Below are 17,857 nucleotides of genomic sequence, written 5' to 3' on the forward strand. Positions count from 1 at the left end.
TGCGGGCGCGCATCACTGGAAATCGTCGGCTGTCACGCCTGGCGGCAGCGCCGCCGGCAGCCATGCACGACCCGCGTAGCCGCGCATCGGGCCGCCGGATTCCACGATCAGGTCCGGCCGCGCCACCCGGGAGACGTGCAGATTGCCGTCCGCTGTCGCCGCGGCGGCGCCGGTGCGATACGAGTCGGCGTACTTGCCGAGCAGCGCGGGCAAGTCCGGCATGGTTGGGCCTTGCCACGCGTAGGCGATGATCTGGCCGGTGTTCGTCGCGTACTCGGTGATGGCGGTGTTGCCCGCGTCGGTGAGCGTGCGCATGCGCAGCGACCCGTTCAAGATGGCGCGCGGCGCACTGACGCTCGCTTCCGTCCTGGACGGCATGACGCCCCCCAATTCGGCGCGTGCGTCGAGGCTCGCGGACAAGGCGGCAAAAGCAATCGCCGAGGCTGCGAGAGTCGGCGTAAGAGTAGGTAATGGCATGACGGTCGGTCCCGTGGCTGAAGTACTCAAAGGCTTCTGGTGATGTCTATTTCAAGATATCACTCGGGTTTTTGAACCGTTACTGGAAGCCGTATCCGGCTAATTGGATATATCGAAATTGGCCGTGAGCGGAGCTCGGAAAGTGCTGTCGAATCAATGATCTGACGACGGTGTAGGGCGCATCTGACACGGCGTTGGGAAATGTAGGCAAATGTTAAATTGACCGCGCGTCAGGTCTTTTTCGGGCGCGCAAACGAGCCGCTTGCGGTAAACGGAAAGGCTCACTGAAGTAGACGCTTCGGTGTCCTTCTCGCGCGTCGATTCGGCTTGGTTTGCACGCGTCTCGCGCTGCTCAATTCACGGGCAAACCCGGGTTTTTGCACATGACTCGCCGGGATCGGTAAAATGTTGGGTTGATCCACGGAAACTTGCCGTGGCGTAGCGGAAGGATTCCCCGAACATGACTGATCTTCGTCTTACCAAGCGGTTTGCAGTAATGCTGATGGCAGGCGGTCTGGTCGCCGGCTGCGGCACGTCGTCGCCGACCAAAGTCGACTACAAGAGCGACTCGAAATCGAAGCAGGTGTCACTTGCCGTACCGCCGAACATGATCGATGAGACGGCCGATCAGCGTTCGTTGCCCCCGCAGGGCGGCGAAACCTCGTTGTCCACGCTCAAGCAGGTTCAGGCGCAAGCGCCGTCGGCCAATTCCGTGGTGGTGGCGCCGGCGGTCAACGGCATGCATATCCAGCGCGACGGCACGGAAAGCTGGCTTGTCATCGACAACAAGGCGCCCGAGCAGGCATGGCCGCAGATTCGCCGCTTCTGGCAGGAACAGGGCTTCCTGCTGGTGGTCGACCAGCGCGACAAAGGCGTGATGGAAACCGACTGGAACGAAACGCACGCGCAGATCAACGAAGGCCTGATCCGCAATACGCTGTCCAAGGCCATGGGCAACAGCTACGTCACCTCAGAGCGCAACAAGTACCGCACGCGTCTGGAAGCGGCGCCGAACGGCGGCACGTACGTGTTCGTCAGCCAGAAGGGCATGCGCGAGGCGCTGACCGGCACGAACAACGATTCGAGCACGTGGGTGGCTAAGCCGAACGATCCGGGCCTCGAGCAGGAATATCTGAAACGGCTGATGGCGGCGCTGGCGCTGGCCGATTCGCGCTCGAAACCGGCTGACGCGCAAAACGCCGACCTGTCGGCCGGCGCGCAAACGGCGCCGAACGCGGCCACTGCGGGCGCCAAATCGGCGGCTGCGGCCACGGCGGCGCAAAACGTCTCGCTGTCCGCCCAGCAACCCTTGCCGGATGCGAACGCGAACGGCACCGAAGCCCAGCTTTCGTCGACGGAACTCACGCTCGGCGAGCCGTACGACCGCGCCTGGTTGCGCGTCGGCCTCGCGCTCGACCGCAGCAACTTCACCGTCGACGACCGCGACCTGACCCGCGGCCTGTACTTCGTGCGCTATGTCGATCCGAAGGACATGACATCGGCGGAACAGGGCTTCTGGAGCCAGGTTTTCCACGGCAGGAAGGAAAAAGTTGCCAAGCAATATATGGTGAACGTGCGCGCGGTGACGCCTAACCAGACGCGCGTGGCCGTGGTCGACGACAAGGGCGCGATTGATCAGAGCCCGCAGGCCAAGCAGATCATGAGTCTGATGGCCGACCAGTTGCACTGAGCAGGGCCGCCGCAGGCGGCAACGCTATCCGAAACCCGCCCGGGAAACATTCCGGGCGGGTTTTTTTATGCCTTGAGATTTCGGCAATACCTGGCCGACAAGCGATCGTCCGGTGCACGCGCACGTCTTTTGCTTGATTCCCCAAATACCGGTCCGAGCCGGCGTTCAACGGGAGATGGCCATGTTCGACGTGATTCCTTACTGGATGTGGGCGGCGAGCTTGCTCGTCCTGGCGTTGGTCTGCGGCGCGGCCTTGAGCCCGCGTGAATCGCCGCGGCCGACCGGCCTGCGGGTTCGACATGGCGCGGCTCAGCGCACGAAGTGGCCGACGCTGTGACCCGAGCCATCAACGGGGCCGCTTCGCGCGGCCCGTGTAACGTGACGTTACCCCGGTGACGTAACTTTCCAAGCCTTCCTGAATTCCTTCCGTCGCAACCTCCGGCTGAATAAAAAATCAATATAAATCAAAAGGTTGACGTTAGTTTTTAACGATATGGAAAAACTGGCACACAAGCTGCTTCTACAGACTCATGGGGCCGGATTGCATGACCCGGCATGAGCTGGCAGCGATTTCCGATTGACGATCCCAAGCCATCCCAGACCCTTCCAGCATCGGCCGACGAACCGATGCTTCGCCCGATGACGGCCGGCGCGCAGCGCGCGGCCTCGGTGGCCCCGTCGCCTATCCTCGTAGGGCGACGGTTTCGCCCGCACTCCGACATGGAGTGCGGGCTATTTTTTGGTGTGCTCGGGATTCATTGCGGCCGTCGTGGCGGCGCGAGAGATGAAAGTCGGCGACGCGGGGGAAGCGTCGCGCGAAATGACGCGAGTAATCAGGTATCAGGTATCGGCGCGGCGCGTGCCGAGCCACGGCAGACGCTTGATCGCGCCGGTGGCGAGCGCGGTGCCGACCAGGATCACGCCGCAGCCTTCCAGCATGCCGGGCGAGACGCCTTCGCCGAGAAACAGCGCGCCCCACAGAATGCCGAAGATCGGAATGACGAAGGTCACCGTAATCGCGCGCGCCGGTCCGGCCACCGCGATCAGATGGAAGAACAGCATATACGCGACGCCGGTACAGGCGACGCCGAGCGCGATCACCGAGCCCCATGCGTGCAGCGAGATCGGCGCCGCCGGCCAGTAGATCACGGCGAGCGGCAGCAGCACGATGGTGGCGCCGGTCATCGTGCCGGTGGCCACGGTCAGGGCGTCGACGCCGGTCAGATGGCGCTTGGTGTAGTTGGCCGCGATGCCGTACAGCAAGGTCGCGCCGAGCGCGGCGCCGGCCGCGAGCGCAGTGGTGAGCGGCGTGGCCGGGGAACCGTTGGGCGCGGCGATCTGATCCCACACCAGCATCAGCACGCCGAGAAAGCCGATCACCAGGCCGAGCGTGCGCAGCGCGCTCAATCTGTCGCGCAGCCAGAGGAAGCCAACCAGCGCGCCCCACAGCGGCGTGCTCGCGTTGATCACGGACGTGACACCCGCCGACAGCGTCAACTCGGCATAGGCGAACAGGCAGAAGGGCGCCGCCGAATTCAGGATGCCGACCACTAGCAGCGGGAAGGCCCGCGTGCGCAGGATCGTCGCGGACTGGCGCAGCGGACGTCGCGCGATCAGTACGATCGCGAGAAAGGCCGCGCCGATGCCGACGCGCAGCGCCATCAACGGCGCGACGCCGAAGTCGGTGACGCCGACCCGGATGAACAGGAACGAGGCGCCCCACAGGGCGGCGAGAATCAGCAATTGGAACAGGTTTTTAGCATTCATCGAGGTGGCGCCACGCGCGGTTGAGTCGCGACGCCTGAACATCGTAGCAGCGCAGTCGCGCGAAACGTTTCAGGCTGGAATGAAACGGCAAGATCCGGGAGACGGAGGCGTTTGATAATCGGTGATCGTAAGCGCAGTGGCGGCCCGCGCAAAACGAGCAATTCTCACGCTGATGTGAGAAATATTGCGATCAGGATGGTGGAGCGGGGCGCAGATGCAGAGGCGGGAGACAAAACCTACGTCCGGGACGTGAATTATTTTGCCGCAGCGCATCAGCCGCGGATAGCCGGCGAATTCGCTCGAGCTTGTTTTGGCTAGAGCGACGCGCGCCGGCGTCCATGCGGCCTCACCCCGCTACTCGGAGCGCATCGCATGAGCGATCAAACGGGTTGTGCGGGCGCACAACCCGGCCCACCTCAATGCGGAATCATCCACGGCAAGACATTCTGCTGCAGCCACACCAGCACGCCGAGCAGCACCGTCAACAGAATCGAATGCTTGAAGGTTTTGGCGAACACCACGCCTTCCTTGCCTTTGAGTTCGGTGGTCGCCACCCCGGTCGAAATGTTCTGCGGCGAAATCATCTTACCCATCACGCCACCCGACGAGTTCGTGGCCGCCATCAGAATCGGGTTGAGATTCAGCTGATTGGCCGCCACCACCTGCAGGTTGCCGAACAGCGCGTTACCCGACGTGTCGCTGCCCGACAGGAACACCGCGACCCAGCCGAGGAACGCCGACACCAGCGGAAAGAACGGTCCGACCGACGACGCGCCGAGGCCGAGCGTGTACGTGAGCCCCGAGTAGTTCATCAAATACGCGAGCCCGACGATAGTCGCCACCGTCAGGATGGCGATGCGCGTCTGCACCCACGTGTCGGCGACGGCCGCGCCGAACTCGCGCGGGCTCAGTTTGACCACGGCCGCCGTAATGAGCGCGGCGACCAGGATGGCGGTGCCGGTGGCGAGCGGCTGGAAGTCCCACACCGCGCTGTACGGCGTGTTGTACAGGGTGATGAAGACGGCCTTGTCGAGGCCCGGCCACGGCACCTTGACGTCGCCGATCAGGAAGATCTTCGCCACGGTCCAGATGATCACCACCACCGACACGATGATCCACGGATACCAGCCCTGGCCTCCGCCGATCTTGCCGCGCACTTCACCCACGCGGTCGATGTTGACCGCGAACTTCGGATCCGCCGCGGGCTTCCAGACGCGCAGGAAGGCGATCGTGAGAATGAGCGAGACCATCGACGACAACACGTCGGTCAGGCTGTAGTTCACATAGTTCGACGCGACGAACTGCGTCAGCGCGAAGCTCGCGCCCGACACCAGCAGCACCGGCCACACCCGCAGCATGTTGCGAAAGCCCGCATAGACGGCGATCACATAGAACGGCAGCAGGAAGGCGAAGAACGGCAACTGGCGGCCGACCATCTTGGCGAGCGAATCGGCCGGCAAATGTGTGACCGCGCCGAGCACGGTGATCGGCACGCCGAGTGCGCCGAAGGCGACCGGCGCGGTATTGAAGATCAGCGTGAAGGTGAGCGCTTCGAGCGTGGGAAAGCCGAGCAGAATCAGCAGCGAACTGGTGATGGCGACCGGCGTGCCGAAGCCCGAGATCCCTTCGAGCAGCGCGCCGAACGAAAACCCGATTACCACCAGCACGACGCGCCGGTCGTTCGGCAGGTTGTCGATCATCCACATGCGAAAGGCCGCGAAGCGGCCCGAGCGTTGCGAGATGTTGTAAAGCAGGATCGCCGCGAACACGATCCACATGACCGGCCAGCAGGCGAACACCGCGCCGGCGACCACCGAGTCGACCGCTAGGCCCACCGGAAATTGCCAGACAAAGATCGCCACGATCAAGCCGACGATCAACCCCGCGAGCGACGCCTGCCACGCCGGCCGGCGTGCCCAGCCGAGCAGAAGCAGCACGACGATGATCGGCAACGCCGCGACGAGGAACGATGGTAATAGCGAATTGCCGACAGGAGTGAGTAGTTGGTGAAACATCACGTCTCCTTCATTGTTGTTCGGACTCGACGCGGCACCACGCACCCCGGAGCGCGTCGCTATGGCATGACGGATGGGCGTCGCCGGCACGCGGGAGCGGCCGGGAGCATTTTTTTAAACGGATACTGCATGTGGCCTACCAAGGATAGAACCCAGCCGGGCGGCGTCAAGAAGGGAAACTACGGGCGAAGTGGATACGCGCTGGGAGCGCGGCTTGCGCGAACGCGCCGGCCGACGCGGCGCTTAACCCACAATTTCGCGCAGGCGCCGCACGGCACCGCGGGAATCTGCGTACAAGCGCATCGCGTGAAGATCAGGAGGTTGAACGGCGCAGGTGCGCGTCAGTGCCAATGGCCATGGCCGCCCCATCCGCCGCCGTGGCCGCCCCAATAACCGCCGAATCCGACGCCGATCGACACCGACGGTCCATACCAACCCGGATAGCCGTAATAGGCCGGATAGACCGGTGGCGGATAGTAAACGGGAGCGGGGGCGACATACACGGGAGGAGCGGCGACCGCGTATGTCGGCGGCGAGGCTGGCTGACCTGTCTGCGCTGGTTGCGACTGCTGCTGTTGAGCCGCTGAGTAGTCGTCTTGCCCGACCGGGACTGCCTGTTGCGCTCCCGCTGCGGGGACTGCGGTCGCGTAATACGGCGAATAGCCCGCCGGATAGTAACCGTACGGGTAATAGCAGCCGGAGAGCGTGAGCAAACAGACCGCGCCACCGAGCGCGATGCCTGTTCGCGAAAGACGCGGAAAAGACTGGGAAAAGCGCAGCGGCAACCGCTGGCCGATCGCACACGCCGTGTTGATGAGGCGGGACTTCATGACGCGCTCCTGGTTGAATCGAACGCCACAATCAGGGGCGTCACGTCATGAGCTTACGCCGCCTCTGGGCCAACAGGATTGCAAAACCGTAACGGCTTATTTCGCCTCGTTGCAGCGGGTGTCGCGACTGCTGCCGTACGCTTCATCCGGACGCATCATTGTTCATTACTTGCCCACCTCGTGACCAATGACGCCGCCCGCCGCCGCGCCGCCGAGCGTTGACAGCGCATTGCCGCCGACCGCCGCGCCCGCCGCGCCGCCCAGACCCGCGCCAATTGCCGTGTCGCGCCCCTGGCGGCTCATGCCGTCACATGCGGAAAGGCTCACCAGAATGGCCGCAATGGCCGCAAACGTACCGATTTGACGTATCGATTTCATGATGTCGACTCCTGTAGTTATGGTCGGCAGTAAGCACCGCCCCTGCATTTGATGGTATCGCCGCATCCTGTATCCGGATGTGTGCGCTTGTCAGCGAACCGACGGTTTCGTAATCAAATGTTGCCCTTCGTGCAGCACGCGGCGTGCCCGGATCGCGCAAACGCAAAAGCCCGCCAGTGGCGGGCTTCGTTGCTGTAATGCAGGGACCTGGCGGATCGGGTGGCGTAACAGCGACGCCCGATCCGCGAGCCCAACCTTACTGCCGCTGATAAATCTCAGCGCCTTTCTTCATGAACTCGATCGACTTCACTTCCATGCCTTTCTTCAGCGCTTCGTCGTCGGTGACGCCTTGTTGCGCGGCGAACTCGCGCACGTCCTGCGTGATCTTCATCGAGCAGAAGTGCGGGCCGCACATCGAGCAGAAATGCGCGACCTTGGCCGAATCCTTCGGCAGCGTTTCGTCGTGGAATTCGCGCGCCTTGTCCGGATCGAGACCGAGGTTGAACTGGTCTTCCCAACGGAACTCGAAGCGCGCCTTGGAGAGCGCGTTATCACGCACCTGCGCGCCCGGATGGCCCTTCGCCAGATCGGCGGCGTGCGCGGCGAGCTTGTAAGTGATGATGCCGGTCTTGACGTCGTCCTTGTTCGGCAGGCCCAAGTGTTCCTTCGGCGTGACGTAGCAGAGCATGGCCGTGCCGAACCAGCCGATCATCGCCGCCCCGATGCCCGAGGTGATGTGATCGTAGCCCGGCGCGATATCGGTGGTCAGGGGCCCAAGCGTGTAGAACGGCGCTTCGTCGCACCATTCCAGTTGCAGGTCCATGTTCTCCTTGATCAACTGCATCGGCACGTGGCCCGGGCCTTCGATCATGGTCTGCACGTCGTGCTTCCACGCGATCTGCGTGAGTTCGCCGAGCGTCTTCAGTTCGCCGAGTTGCGCTTCGTCGTTGGCGTCGTAGATCGAGCCGGGACGCAGGCCGTCGCCGAGCGAGAAGGCCACGTCGTACGCCTTCATGATTTCGCAGATGTCCTCGAAGTGCTCGTACAGGAAGCTTTCCTTGTGATGCGCGAGGCACCACTTCGCCATGATCGAGCCGCCGCGCGAGACGATGCCGGTCATGCGCTTGGCCGTGAGCGGCACGTATTGCAGACGCACGCCCGCATGAATCGTGAAGTAATCGACGCCTTGCTCGGCCTGTTCGATCAGCGTGTCGCGGAAGATTTCCCACGTCAGGTCTTCGGCCTTGCCGTTGACCTTTTCCAGCGCCTGATAGATCGGCACCGTGCCGATCGGCACCGGCGAATTGCGGATGATCCACTCGCGCGTTTCGTGGATGTGCTTGCCGGTGGAGAGGTCCATCACCGTGTCGCCGCCCCAGCGGATCGCCCACGTCATCTTGTCGACTTCCTCGCCGATCGAGGACGTCACCGCCGAGTTGCCGATGTTCGCATTCACCTTCACGAGGAAGTTGCGGCCGATGATCATCGGCTCGCTTTCCGGGTGATTGATGTTGTTCGGGATGATCGCGCGGCCGCGCGCCACCTCTTCGCGCACGAATTCCGGCGTGATCGCCGTGAGGCCGTTCGGACCGAACGCGCTCGCGCCGAACGCCTGGCCCGGATGCTGGCGGCCCATCATCGCGGCGAGTTTTTCGCCGTTCGGGCCGCTCGTCTTCAGGCTTTCCAGATACTCGGCACGGCGCTGGTTCTCGCGAATCGCGATGTATTCCATTTCCGGCGTGATGATGCCTTTACGCGCGTAGTGCATCTGCGAGACGTTCTTGCCGGCGATCGCGCGGCGCGGCGTGCGATGCAGGCCCTTGAAGCGCAGATCGGCGGTGGCCGTGTCGGCGGCGCGCTCGCGGCTGAAGTCGCTCGACAGACCCGTCAGCGCTTCGGTGTCGCCGCGCTCTTCGATCCAGGCCTGGCGCAGTGCTGGCAAACCGGCGCGGATGTCGATCTTCGCTTCCGGATCGGAGTAAGGGCCCGACGTGTCGTAGACATAGACCGGCGGATTTTTTTCGCCACCGAAACTGTCGGGCGTATCGGCCTGCGAGATTTCGCGCATCGGCACGCGGATGTCGGCACGCGAGCCGGTCACGTAGACCTTGCGGGAATTCGGCAGCGGCGCGACAGCGGCTTCGTCGACGTGAGCGTCGGCGGAAAGGAACTTCGGATTGGCGTTCATCGTATCTCCTGTGCAAAGCTATGTGGGGCGGCTAAGCAGGAGACGAGACGGAAGTAGTCGGAATTCGCGAGAGATGAGGCGATCAGGCTTGGGTGCGAAATCCGTACGCTTCCCTGCGCTGGCATTATCCAGATCAGGTTCAAAGGGTATTTCTCACCCACGCGGCACGGACCTCCAACCTCCGTGCGACGCAGGACCCCCGCGTTAGCAGCGCACACGATACACCGGCCGCCCGCTGCTTGGCAACCCATCTTGAAAATTCGAATGACGGAAACAGCAGCGGGCCGCTACGCGCTTCTCGTGAATCGGCGGGGCAGCCGGAGACGATGCGGCAAAGGTTCTGCGTGACGTGCGGGGCGTTGCTTACAGCGTGAAATCGTCGGCGGCTTCGGGCTGAAACAGGATCTTCTCCAGCTTCAGCACTTTCTCCGTGCCGCTCGGCGGCGTGAAGCGGATGCGCTCGCCGCGTTTGGCGCCGAGCAAGGCGATGCCGGCGGGCGAGAACACGTTCAGGCGGCCGTGCGCGAAGTCCGCATTGGGCGGATAGACCACGGTCCAGGTCATCTGCTCGCCGCTGGTTTCGTCGACTAGCGTGGCTTGTGAGTTCATCGTGACGACGTTGGCCGGAATCTCGCGCGAATCGACGATCACGGCGCGTTCCAGCACGTCGTCGAGCATCTCTTGCAAGTGCGCTTGCGCGCCGGGTTTGGCTGCGTGTTTCTCGAGACGGGCGACGTCGAGTTCGGTGAGATAACAGGTTTTCGTCTTTTTCACGACGGGTACTCCAATTCGATCTACATTTGAGGGAACAGCGTGCGGATGAGATCGGCCCGGAGCCCGGCAACGCGGCTCAGGCAATGGAGCAAGCTGCGTTAGACCGGGCGCCGGGCGGCGTGGAGCGGGAGCGTTCGGGACGGCTCGCCGGCGCGACGCGGCATGAGTTCCACGCGCGCGCAGCCGGTTGCGCGACGGGGGCGCAAGCGGAAGAAGGCACGGGAAGTCGGAAAGCGCATCGAAGTAGCCGGCGGGTAGCGAAAGAGAGTGAAGAGGGCGCCGCCATTCATCTGACTGAACGCGCGCAATAGAAAGGCTAATGTTAGCACGCGAGTCGTGCATCGCCCGGCGTCTTCAGGCTCCAGGAAAAAAGTTGGAAACGGGCTGTCATAACCGGCCATGTGGTTCGACAAACGTGCAGATCCTGATTGGAGCACGTCATGCAAACCGCCGGACCCCGCCGAGACAATCGGCGTTTCACTCGGAGCATCGCCCTCGCTGCCGCGCTGACCACGCTTGTGACCAGCGGTCTTGCGAACGCGGCCAGCGCGATCTGCAGCGCGCATAGTCCGGCGCATCGCGTGGCGCTGGTCGAGCTGTACAGCAGCGAAGGCTGCAATAGCTGCCCGCCCGCCGACAACTGGCTGAGTCAATGGAAGAACAGCGGCGCGACGCAAAGCATCGTCCCGTTGGCGCTGCACGTGGACTATTGGAACAGTCTCGGCTGGACGGACCGCTTCTCGCAACATCGTTTCACCGAACGTCAGCAGGCGCTCACCGATCTCGCCGGTGGCCACACCATCTACACGCCGGAAATCTTCGTCTCGGGACGCGAGCTGCGTAGCTGGTCGCAACGCGACAGTTTCGCGAGCCGCATCGGCAAGGTGGTCGCCGAGCCGGCGCAAGCGAACGTCGCGCTAGAACTCAAAGCGCAGCAGACGCCGGGTGCGTTCAACGTTGCGGCGCAATTCACCAGCAAGTTGACGGACGCGGCGGGCCAGCTCGAGGCCTACGTCGCTGTCTATGAAAACTCGCTGAGCTCGCAAGTCGGCGCCGGCGAAAACAGCGGCGTCACCTTGCATCACGAACGCGTCGTGCGGCAATGGATCGGCCCGGTGCCGCTCGTAGCGGGCAACGCACAGATTCGCCGCGATGTCCGCATCCAGGACGGCGCCGCTGATGCCAAGCTCAACGCGCCCGCCGACCGCTTCGGCGTGGTCGCCTTCGTCGAAAACGCGGCGACCGGCGATGTTCTGCAAGTGGCCGAACTGGCCGCGTGCCATTGATCGCCGCGTCCGCGCTCACAGGAGAGTTTCATGGCAACCCATCATGCACTTCGCGACAGCGTGCCGTCGGCCGAGCCGAAAAAAAGCGGTGCGATTCATCCGCTGTGGGTGCGTCTCACGCATTGGCTCAACGCGCTCGCGGCCATCCTGATGATGCTGTCGGGCTGGCGCATCTACGACGCCTCGCCGATCTTCCCGGCGTTTCATTTTCCGACCGCCATCACGCTCGGCGGCTGGCTCGGCGGCGCGCTGCAATGGCATTTCGCGGCGATGTGGCTGCTGGTCTTCAACGGTCTGCTGTATCTCGCGTTGAACCTTGCGAGCGGGCGCTTCGTGCGCAAGTTTCTGCCGGTGTCGCCGCGCGCCGTGCTGCGCGATTTCGTCGCCGCGTTGACCGGCAAGCTCTCGCATGCCGACTTGCGCGTCTATAACGCGGTGCAGAAATTCGCCTACCTGTTCGTGGTCTGCGATCTGATCGTGCTGGTGCTCTCGGGTCTCGCGATCTGGAAGTCGGTGCAGTTTCCGCTGCTGCGCGAACTGATGGGCGGCTACGACAACGCTCGCATTGTCCACTTCTGCGCGATGTCGTTGATGGCCGCGTTCATCGCCGTGCATCTGGTGATGGTGGCGCTCGTGCCGCGCTCGCTGCTCGCCATGTTGCGCGGACGCTGAGCCGTTCATCCGCCAAAGCGAACATTACGGATACCGAATCATGAACCAATCCGCTCGAAAACCCACTCGTTCCGCCGGCCAGAAACTCGACGGCGAATCGATCCTGATCGACGCCCGCCGCGAACTTGCGATGCCGTCGCGGCGTCTGTTCGGCAAACGCCTTCTGACGCTGGGCGGCCTGTCGATGCTGACCGGCTGCTCGCTCACCGACGACGACTCGGTCAACAAATTCCTTACCGCCGTCTCGCGCCTGAACGACCGCGCGCAAGCGGCGCTGTTCGATCCGAAGCAACTCGCGCCCACCTACACTGAAGCGCAGATCACGCGGCCGTTTCCGTTCAACGCGTTCTACGGCATCGACGACGTGCCCGAAGTGAACGGCGCCGACTACAAGCTGCAGATCAGCGGGCTCGTGACCGGCCAGCGCGTCTGGACGTTGCCCGAACTGTACGCGCTGCCGCACGCCGAGCAGATCACGCGGCATATCTGCGTGGAGGGGTGGAGCGCGATCGGCCGCTGGGGCGGCACGCCGTTCAGCGATTTTCTGCGGCGCATCGGCGCGGACACGAGCGCGAAGTACGTCGGCTTCAAATGCGCCGACGACTACTACGAAAGCATCGACATGCCGACCGCGCTGCATCCGCAAACGCTGCTCACGTTCTCGTACGACGGCGAGCGCCTGCCCGCGAAATACGGCTTCCCGATGAAGCTGCGCATGCCGACCAAGCTCGGCTACAAGAATCCGAAGCACATCGTCGAGATGTTCGTCACCAACACGTATCCCGGCGGCTATTGGGTCGACCAGGGCTACAACTGGTTCGGAGGCTCCTGACGCGCGCGGGTCGGCGCAGCTGGAACGGCGGCGCGACCCCGGGCGGCAGAAGCTTCGGAAATACGCCGGCTGGTGCTATGGCCGGTTCTGATTCATCCACAACACTCGGAGTCATCTCATGAAAAAGTTCGCAATCGCAGCACTCGCCGTCGCTCTCCTGACCAGCGGCGGCGCCGCATTCGCCCAGGCAAGCGGCGCCATGTCCAACGATGCGATGTCGAAGGACACCATGTCGAAAGATGCCATGTCCAAGGACAGCATGTCGAAAGGCGGCATGAAGAAGGACACGATGAAGCACGACAAGATGAAAAAGGGCGACGCGATGGGCATGAAACACGAAGCGTCGGGCGCGATGGCGAACTGAGCCGTCCTGACTATGCGGCCCGCATAGCGCGAATGCGTTGGCGGACCGCGCGCCAAAAGAGCCGGGGCATGTCCCCGGCTTTCTGTTGCAAGTACGCCAAAGAGTTACGATTCTTTCAAGCGACCCGGTGGGCGCTTACTGCATAATGCGATGCGCGCCAAACGTTTGGCGCGTGTTCGCCGTGGCTCGATCTGTTCGGATCGCCGCGGCGTTGTGGCCCCATTGGCCATCTATCGTCCTTCCGTTCCACCGACATGTCCGCCAGCCTCGCCCGTCAGACCGCATCGCCGATGTGGTGTCCGCCATCCCGCCTCAGGGTCTTCAGCGGGGGCGCAGCACCTCGAGCGGCGTGGGCGGGTTGAACGCATGTCGCTGCAATTCCTGAATCGTTTTTCACGTGGCTTCCCGATCCGTTTGCCGCAATCGCGCAACGGGCAGGTCGCGCTCGCGCTCGCCGTCGTCTATCTCGTGTGGGGTTCGACGTATCTCGCCGTGCACGTCGCGCTCGGTTCGTTTCCACCGCTGCTGCTCTCCGGAATGCGCAACCTGTTCGCCGGCGTCGGTCTGTTCATCTTCGCCGCGCGTCGCAATCCGGTGTGGCCGAGCGCCGCTGAAATCCGCAACGCCGGGCTCGTCGGCACCATGCTGGTCGGTTTGTCGAGCGGCATGCTCGCCTATGGGATGCGCACCGTCGGCACCGGCACCGCGGCGGTCATGGTCGCGACCGTGCCGCTGTTCGCGACGGTGATCGCGGCGGTGGCGGGGCGCAAGATCGGCCGCGGCGAGTGGTTCGCGGTCGGCCTCGGTCTGGTCGGCATTGCGATTCTCAGTCATGGCGACAGCGCGCCCGGCTCGGCGGGCGGGAGCCTCGCGATTCTGTGCGGCGCGCTTTTCTGGGCCGGCGGCGCGCATCTGGCCGGGCGTCTGAAGCTGCCCTCGGACCTGTTTCTTTCGACGTCGCTGCAAATCGGCCTGGGCGGCGCGATGTCGACGCTGGTCGCGTGGGTCTCGGGCGAGCGGATGCTGGAGGTGCATTTCCTGCCGGTGCTGGCGTTTATCTACCTGATGCTGATCGGGACGATGGCCGCTTATGTGGCGTATGGTTTTCTGATCCGGCACACCAGCCCGATCATCGCCAGCAGTTGCATGTATGTGAATCCGGTAGTGGCCGTCGCGCTCGGCGCGCTGCTGCTCGGCGAGCCGGTCACTCATTCCACGGTGGTTGCGACGATCGTGATTCTGGCGAGCGTCGGGCTGTCTTTCTGGTTCGATTACCGCAAGAAGCGGCTCGCCTGAGTTTGGCCTGAAGCGGGCGACGGCCCGCTTGCTTCACAGCGCAGCCGCCACTTCCGCGCCTTCGCGAATCGCCCGCTTCGCATCCAGTTCAGTTGCCACCTTCGCACCGCCGATCACGTGATAGCGCGGGCCGGCGGTTTGGTCCGTCTTCGCATCCGCCGCTGTCTGCGGCAGCAGATCGCGCAGCGATTCCTGCCCTGCGCACACGACGATCGTGTCCACCTCCAGCCACTCCTCGACGCCTTCGCGCGCGATCTTCAAGCCGCGCGCGCTGATCTCCCGATACGACACGCCGTCGAGCATCTTGACGCCGTTTCTCGCGAGCGTCGTGCGATGCACCCAGCCGGAGGTCTTGCCGAGTCCCATGCCGAGCTTGCCGGCCTTGCGCTGCAACAGCCAGATCTGTCGCGGCGGCTGCGCCGGCGCGGGCGGTTTCAGCCCGCCGCGTTCCCGCACCGCCAGATCGACACCCCATTCGTCGAGCCACGCATCGCGCGGCACGGGCAGCGGCTCGCCCGCGCGATGCAGCAGAAACTCGCTGACGTCGAAGCCGATCCCGCCCGCGCCGATCACGGCGACGCGCTGACCGACCGGCGCACCGCGCAGCACGTCGACATAAGACAGCACGTTCGGCCCGTCGATGCCGGCAATCGCGGGCCGCCGCGGTACGATGCCGGTGGCGACGATCACGTCGTCGTAAGCGCCGGCGGCGAGCAGCGCGGGATCGACGCGCGTCTCAAGCCGCACGTCGACGCGATGGCGCTGCAACTGGCTCTGAAAATAGCGGATCGTCTCGCTGAACTCTTCCTTGCCCGGCACGCGCATCGCCAGATTGAACTGGCCGCCGATCGTTGCGCTTGCATCGAACAGCGTCACGCGATGCCCGCGCGCGGCGGCCACCGTCGCCGCCGACAATCCCGCCGGACCCGCGCCGATCACCGCGATCGAACGCGCGGCCTGCGCGCCCGCGACCGGCCGGTAGATCAGTTCGGTTTCGCGCCCCGCGCGCGGATTGACGAGGCAGGTGGCGCGCTGGTTCTTGAACGTGTGATCGAGACAGGCCTGATTACAGGCAATACAGGTGTTGATTTCATGCGCGCGTCCCTCGGCGGTCTTCACGACGAACTCGGGATCGGCCAGTAGCGGCCGCGCCATCGAAACCAGATCGCCGGCGCCTTGCGCGAGCAGTGCTTCGGCAACCTCAGGCGTGTTGATGCGGTTCGACACGATCACCGGCACCTTGACGGCCGCCTTCAATCGCGCGCTCAGCTCGGCGAAGGCGGCGCGTGGCACCGAGGTCACGATGGTCGGCACTCGCGCTTCATGCCAGCCGATGCCGGTATTGAACATCGTCACGCCGGCCGTTTCGAGCGCCTGGGCGACCTGCACGGTTTCGTCCCACGTATTGCCGCCTTCCACCAGATCGATCAGCGAGATCCGGTACACGACGATAAAGCGTTCGCCGCACACCGCGCGCACCCGCTCGACGATCTCGCGCGCGAGCCGCATGCGGTTTTCGATGCTGCCGCCGTAGGCGTCGGCGCGATGATTGGTGCGTGGGCACAGGAACTGGTTGAGCAGATAGCCTTCGCTGCCCATGATCTCGATGCCGTCATAGCCCGCGCGTTGAGCGAGGCGCGCGCAGCGCGCATAGTCGCGCACGGTCTTCGCAATGCCGGCGATGCTTAGCGCGCGCGGCTTGAACTTCGAGATCGGCGATTTGATTGCCGACGCGGAGACCACGAACGGCTGATAGCCGTAGCGCCCCGCATGCAGGATCTGCAGCGCGATCTTGCCGCCTTCGGCGTGCACGGCCTCGGTCAGCTTCCGATGATTGCGCAGATCGAGCACGGAGTTGAGCGTGCCGCCGAACGGCAACAGCCACCCCTCGCGATTCGGCGAGATGCCGCCCGTGACGATCAGGCCGACGCCGCCCTTCGCGCGCTCGCGGAAATACGCGGCGAGCTTCGGGTAATTCCAGAAGCGGTCCTCCATGCCGGTGTGCATCGAACCCATCACCACGCGATTACGCAGGCGGGTGAAGCCAAGGTCGAGTTCGGCGAGTAAGTGTGGGTAAGACATGCGGAGGACCGTGTAAGTATTGAGCGCGCACGAACAATACACTGCGCGGCGTGCCATCCCTCCGAGGAAAAATTCTAATCCTCGCAACTCGTTGCTCCGTAAGACATTCTTCTGCCGCCACCGGACATATCGAAGCCCGCGGCACGCGCATTGCTCGAAGCGAGCGTCCATCGACACGAGCCGTGCGATGGACGCAGGGATAGGAGGGGGCATTCCGTTTCGCAGAGCTGGCCTGAACCGTTCGTATGACCAACGAACCCGTGTCAGACGGCGTGTTGTGCGAAGCGGAAGTCCACAAAATCATGGGCCTGAGCCCGACAAATCGATATAGGTGAACATAATGAAACTGATCCGAACCATGGTGGCGATGGCTGCCGTTGCATCCGTTCTGAGCGCATGCGGTGGCGGCTCCGACGACGTCGGTAAGGAACTCGGGCTGACCAATCCGGAGATCCATTTCATCCACGCCATTCCCAGCGGCCCGGCCGTCGACTTTCTCGTGAACGGCAGCGCGCCCTCGGGGCAGACCAACATCAGCTATAAGGGTGTGACGAACCTCACCAATATCAACACGGGCGCGACCACGGTTGCTTACTCCGCGACCGGCACGACGACCGCGCTCGCGAGCGGCAGCTTCCCGGATGTCGCGAAGGGCCACGAATACACCGTGCTCGCCTTGCCGGGTCTGGCCGCGCCGGACATCGGCCTGATCGACGATCCGTTCGACAAGGGGCTGCTCTCGAATAGCGCGCGTCTGCGCGGCTTCAACGCCTCGGCGAACGCGACCAACCTCGACCTGTATCTGGTCCAGTCCACCGCGACCGACATTACCAACGTCTCGCCGACGATGGCTGGCGTGGCCTTCAAGAACGCAGTGCCGGCGAGCGGTCAGGATTCGATCTATGTGTCGGGCGGCACCTACGTGCTGATCGCGACCGCGGCCGGCAGCAAGACGCCGATCTTCCAGTCGCCGGCCTTTACGCTGTCGAACAATGCCGACTGGCTGGTGACGTCGGTGCCGATCGCGGGCGCGCTGAGCCAGCTCGTGCCGGGTCAGATCCATTTGCTGGTTGCGCAGAACGGCAATACGCAAACACCGAGCGTCGAGTTGACGAATACGCTCAACGGCCAATAAGCGCTGATGAAAGCGCAGGCTGAGCATAGGCAATAGACGGTAAGTCCTGGGGAGGACGGAGCGGCGATCCA

The 17,857-nt window shown here is 63.8% G+C and carries 16 protein-coding genes and 1 riboswitch; of the genes, 8 read left to right on the plus strand and 8 right to left on the minus strand.

Going from position 1 to position 17,857, the window contains the following annotated elements; genetic code table 11:
• Positions 1-12: 12 nt before the first annotated feature.
• A complete protein-coding gene (locus tag ACFSNN_RS20450; protein WP_134458716.1) occupies positions 13-477 on the minus strand; it encodes a DUF2844 domain-containing protein in 465 nt (154 codons plus the stop codon).
• A gap of 460 nt (positions 478-937) precedes the next feature.
• On the opposite strand from ACFSNN_RS20450, the gene bamC reads away from it, so the two are divergent.
• Positions 938-2,167 (plus strand): outer membrane protein assembly factor BamC, encoded by a 1,230-nt coding sequence (gene bamC, locus ACFSNN_RS20455; RefSeq protein ID WP_134458718.1) that lies wholly within the window; start codon positions 938-940, stop codon positions 2,165-2,167.
• 181 nt (positions 2,168-2,348) lie between these two features.
• Entirely contained in the window at positions 2,349-2,504 is a 156-nt protein-coding gene (locus tag ACFSNN_RS20460) for a hypothetical protein (RefSeq protein WP_166799286.1), read from the plus strand.
• Between the two features lie 503 nt (positions 2,505-3,007).
• On the opposite strand, the gene ACFSNN_RS20465 is transcribed toward ACFSNN_RS20460, so the two are convergent.
• From ACFSNN_RS20465 to ACFSNN_RS20490, 6 genes are all read right to left on the minus strand, one after another.
• A complete protein-coding gene (locus tag ACFSNN_RS20465) occupies positions 3,008-3,934 on the minus strand; it encodes a DMT family transporter (protein WP_134458720.1) in 927 nt (308 codons plus the stop codon).
• Positions 3,935-4,350: 416 nt separating this feature from the next.
• A complete protein-coding gene (locus ACFSNN_RS20470) occupies positions 4,351-5,949 on the minus strand; it encodes an L-lactate permease (RefSeq protein WP_134458722.1) in 1,599 nt (532 codons plus the stop codon).
• 341 nt (positions 5,950-6,290) lie between these two features.
• A complete protein-coding gene (locus ACFSNN_RS20475) occupies positions 6,291-6,779 on the minus strand; it encodes a hypothetical protein (RefSeq protein ID WP_134458724.1) in 489 nt (162 codons plus the stop codon).
• 165 nt (positions 6,780-6,944) lie between these two features.
• Complete coding sequence (locus ACFSNN_RS20480; protein ID WP_012433657.1) at positions 6,945-7,157, minus strand: glycine zipper 2TM domain-containing protein; 213 nt, start codon at positions 7,155-7,157, stop codon at positions 6,945-6,947.
• A gap of 256 nt (positions 7,158-7,413) precedes the next feature.
• A complete protein-coding gene (gene thiC / locus ACFSNN_RS20485; RefSeq protein ID WP_012433656.1) occupies positions 7,414-9,345 on the minus strand; it encodes a phosphomethylpyrimidine synthase ThiC in 1,932 nt (643 codons plus the stop codon).
• 92 nt (positions 9,346-9,437) lie between these two features.
• Positions 9,438-9,556, minus strand: a riboswitch (TPP riboswitch).
• Positions 9,557-9,708: 152 nt separating this feature from the next.
• A complete protein-coding gene (locus ACFSNN_RS20490; RefSeq protein ID WP_134458726.1) occupies positions 9,709-10,119 on the minus strand; it encodes a GreA/GreB family elongation factor in 411 nt (136 codons plus the stop codon).
• Positions 10,120-10,559: 440 nt separating this feature from the next.
• On the opposite strand from ACFSNN_RS20490, the gene ACFSNN_RS20495 reads away from it, so the two are divergent.
• From ACFSNN_RS20495 to ACFSNN_RS20515, 5 genes are all read left to right on the plus strand, one after another.
• The gene (locus ACFSNN_RS20495) at positions 10,560-11,405 is read left to right on the plus strand and encodes a DUF1223 domain-containing protein (protein ID WP_134458728.1); all 846 of its coding nucleotides are present in this window, start codon (positions 10,560-10,562) and stop codon (positions 11,403-11,405) included.
• A 30-nt stretch (positions 11,406-11,435) separates the two neighbouring features.
• Positions 11,436-12,077 carry a cytochrome b/b6 domain-containing protein gene (locus tag ACFSNN_RS20500; protein ID WP_134458734.1) on the plus strand — a complete coding sequence of 214 codons (642 nt, stop codon included), beginning with the start codon at positions 11,436-11,438 and terminating at the stop codon, positions 12,075-12,077.
• A gap of 40 nt (positions 12,078-12,117) precedes the next feature.
• Complete coding sequence (locus ACFSNN_RS20505; RefSeq protein WP_134458736.1) at positions 12,118-12,909, plus strand: molybdopterin-dependent oxidoreductase; 792 nt, start codon at positions 12,118-12,120, stop codon at positions 12,907-12,909.
• Between the two features lie 118 nt (positions 12,910-13,027).
• Positions 13,028-13,273 carry a pentapeptide MXKDX repeat protein gene (locus ACFSNN_RS20510; protein WP_134458738.1) on the plus strand — a complete coding sequence of 82 codons (246 nt, stop codon included), beginning with the start codon at positions 13,028-13,030 and terminating at the stop codon, positions 13,271-13,273.
• Between the two features lie 366 nt (positions 13,274-13,639).
• Entirely contained in the window at positions 13,640-14,569 is a 930-nt protein-coding gene (locus ACFSNN_RS20515) for an EamA family transporter (RefSeq protein WP_134458740.1), read from the plus strand.
• A gap of 33 nt (positions 14,570-14,602) precedes the next feature.
• Here the strand turns inward: ACFSNN_RS20515 and ACFSNN_RS20520 are convergent, their stop codons facing one another.
• Complete coding sequence (locus tag ACFSNN_RS20520) at positions 14,603-16,651, minus strand: NADPH-dependent 2,4-dienoyl-CoA reductase (RefSeq protein WP_134458742.1); 2,049 nt, start codon at positions 16,649-16,651, stop codon at positions 14,603-14,605.
• Between the two features lie 340 nt (positions 16,652-16,991).
• Between ACFSNN_RS20520 and ACFSNN_RS20525 the strand changes: the two genes are divergently transcribed.
• Entirely contained in the window at positions 16,992-17,786 is a 795-nt protein-coding gene (locus ACFSNN_RS20525) for a DUF4397 domain-containing protein (RefSeq protein ID WP_134458744.1), read from the plus strand.
• The last annotated feature ends 71 nt before the right edge of the window (positions 17,787-17,857 follow it).

The sequence above is a fragment of the Paraburkholderia dipogonis genome (assembly GCF_042680985.1).
In the GTDB taxonomy this organism is placed as follows: Bacteria; Pseudomonadota; Gammaproteobacteria; order Burkholderiales; family Burkholderiaceae; genus Paraburkholderia; species Paraburkholderia phytofirmans.

Bases quoted from the DNA above. Each gene is read 5' to 3' on its own strand.
- ACFSNN_RS20450 (WP_134458716.1), bottom strand. From the start codon at position 477: ATGCCATTACCTACTCTTACGCCGACTCTCGCAGCCTCGGCGATTGCT.
- ACFSNN_RS20520 (WP_134458742.1), bottom strand. From the start codon at position 16,651: ATGTCTTACCCACACTTACTCGCCGAACTCGACCTTGGCTTCACCCGC.
- ACFSNN_RS20525 (WP_134458744.1), top strand. From the start codon at position 16,992: ATGAAACTGATCCGAACCATGGTGGCGATGGCTGCCGTTGCATCCGTT.
- ACFSNN_RS20460 (WP_166799286.1), top strand. From the start codon at position 2,349: ATGTTCGACGTGATTCCTTACTGGATGTGGGCGGCGAGCTTGCTCGTC.
- ACFSNN_RS20505 (WP_134458736.1), top strand. From the start codon at position 12,118: ATGAACCAATCCGCTCGAAAACCCACTCGTTCCGCCGGCCAGAAACTC.
- ACFSNN_RS20515 (WP_134458740.1), top strand. From the start codon at position 13,640: ATGTCGCTGCAATTCCTGAATCGTTTTTCACGTGGCTTCCCGATCCGT.
- ACFSNN_RS20500 (WP_134458734.1), top strand. From the start codon at position 11,436: ATGGCAACCCATCATGCACTTCGCGACAGCGTGCCGTCGGCCGAGCCG.
- ACFSNN_RS20480 (WP_012433657.1), bottom strand. From the start codon at position 7,157: ATGAAATCGATACGTCAAATCGGTACGTTTGCGGCCATTGCGGCCATT.
- ACFSNN_RS20465 (WP_134458720.1), bottom strand. From the start codon at position 3,934: ATGAATGCTAAAAACCTGTTCCAATTGCTGATTCTCGCCGCCCTGTGG.
- thiC (WP_012433656.1), bottom strand. From the start codon at position 9,345: ATGAACGCCAATCCGAAGTTCCTTTCCGCCGACGCTCACGTCGACGAA.
- bamC (WP_134458718.1), top strand. From the start codon at position 938: ATGACTGATCTTCGTCTTACCAAGCGGTTTGCAGTAATGCTGATGGCA.
- ACFSNN_RS20495 (WP_134458728.1), top strand. From the start codon at position 10,560: ATGCAAACCGCCGGACCCCGCCGAGACAATCGGCGTTTCACTCGGAGC.
- ACFSNN_RS20470 (WP_134458722.1), bottom strand. From the start codon at position 5,949: ATGTTTCACCAACTACTCACTCCTGTCGGCAATTCGCTATTACCATCG.
- ACFSNN_RS20475 (WP_134458724.1), bottom strand. From the start codon at position 6,779: ATGAAGTCCCGCCTCATCAACACGGCGTGTGCGATCGGCCAGCGGTTG.
- ACFSNN_RS20510 (WP_134458738.1), top strand. From the start codon at position 13,028: ATGAAAAAGTTCGCAATCGCAGCACTCGCCGTCGCTCTCCTGACCAGC.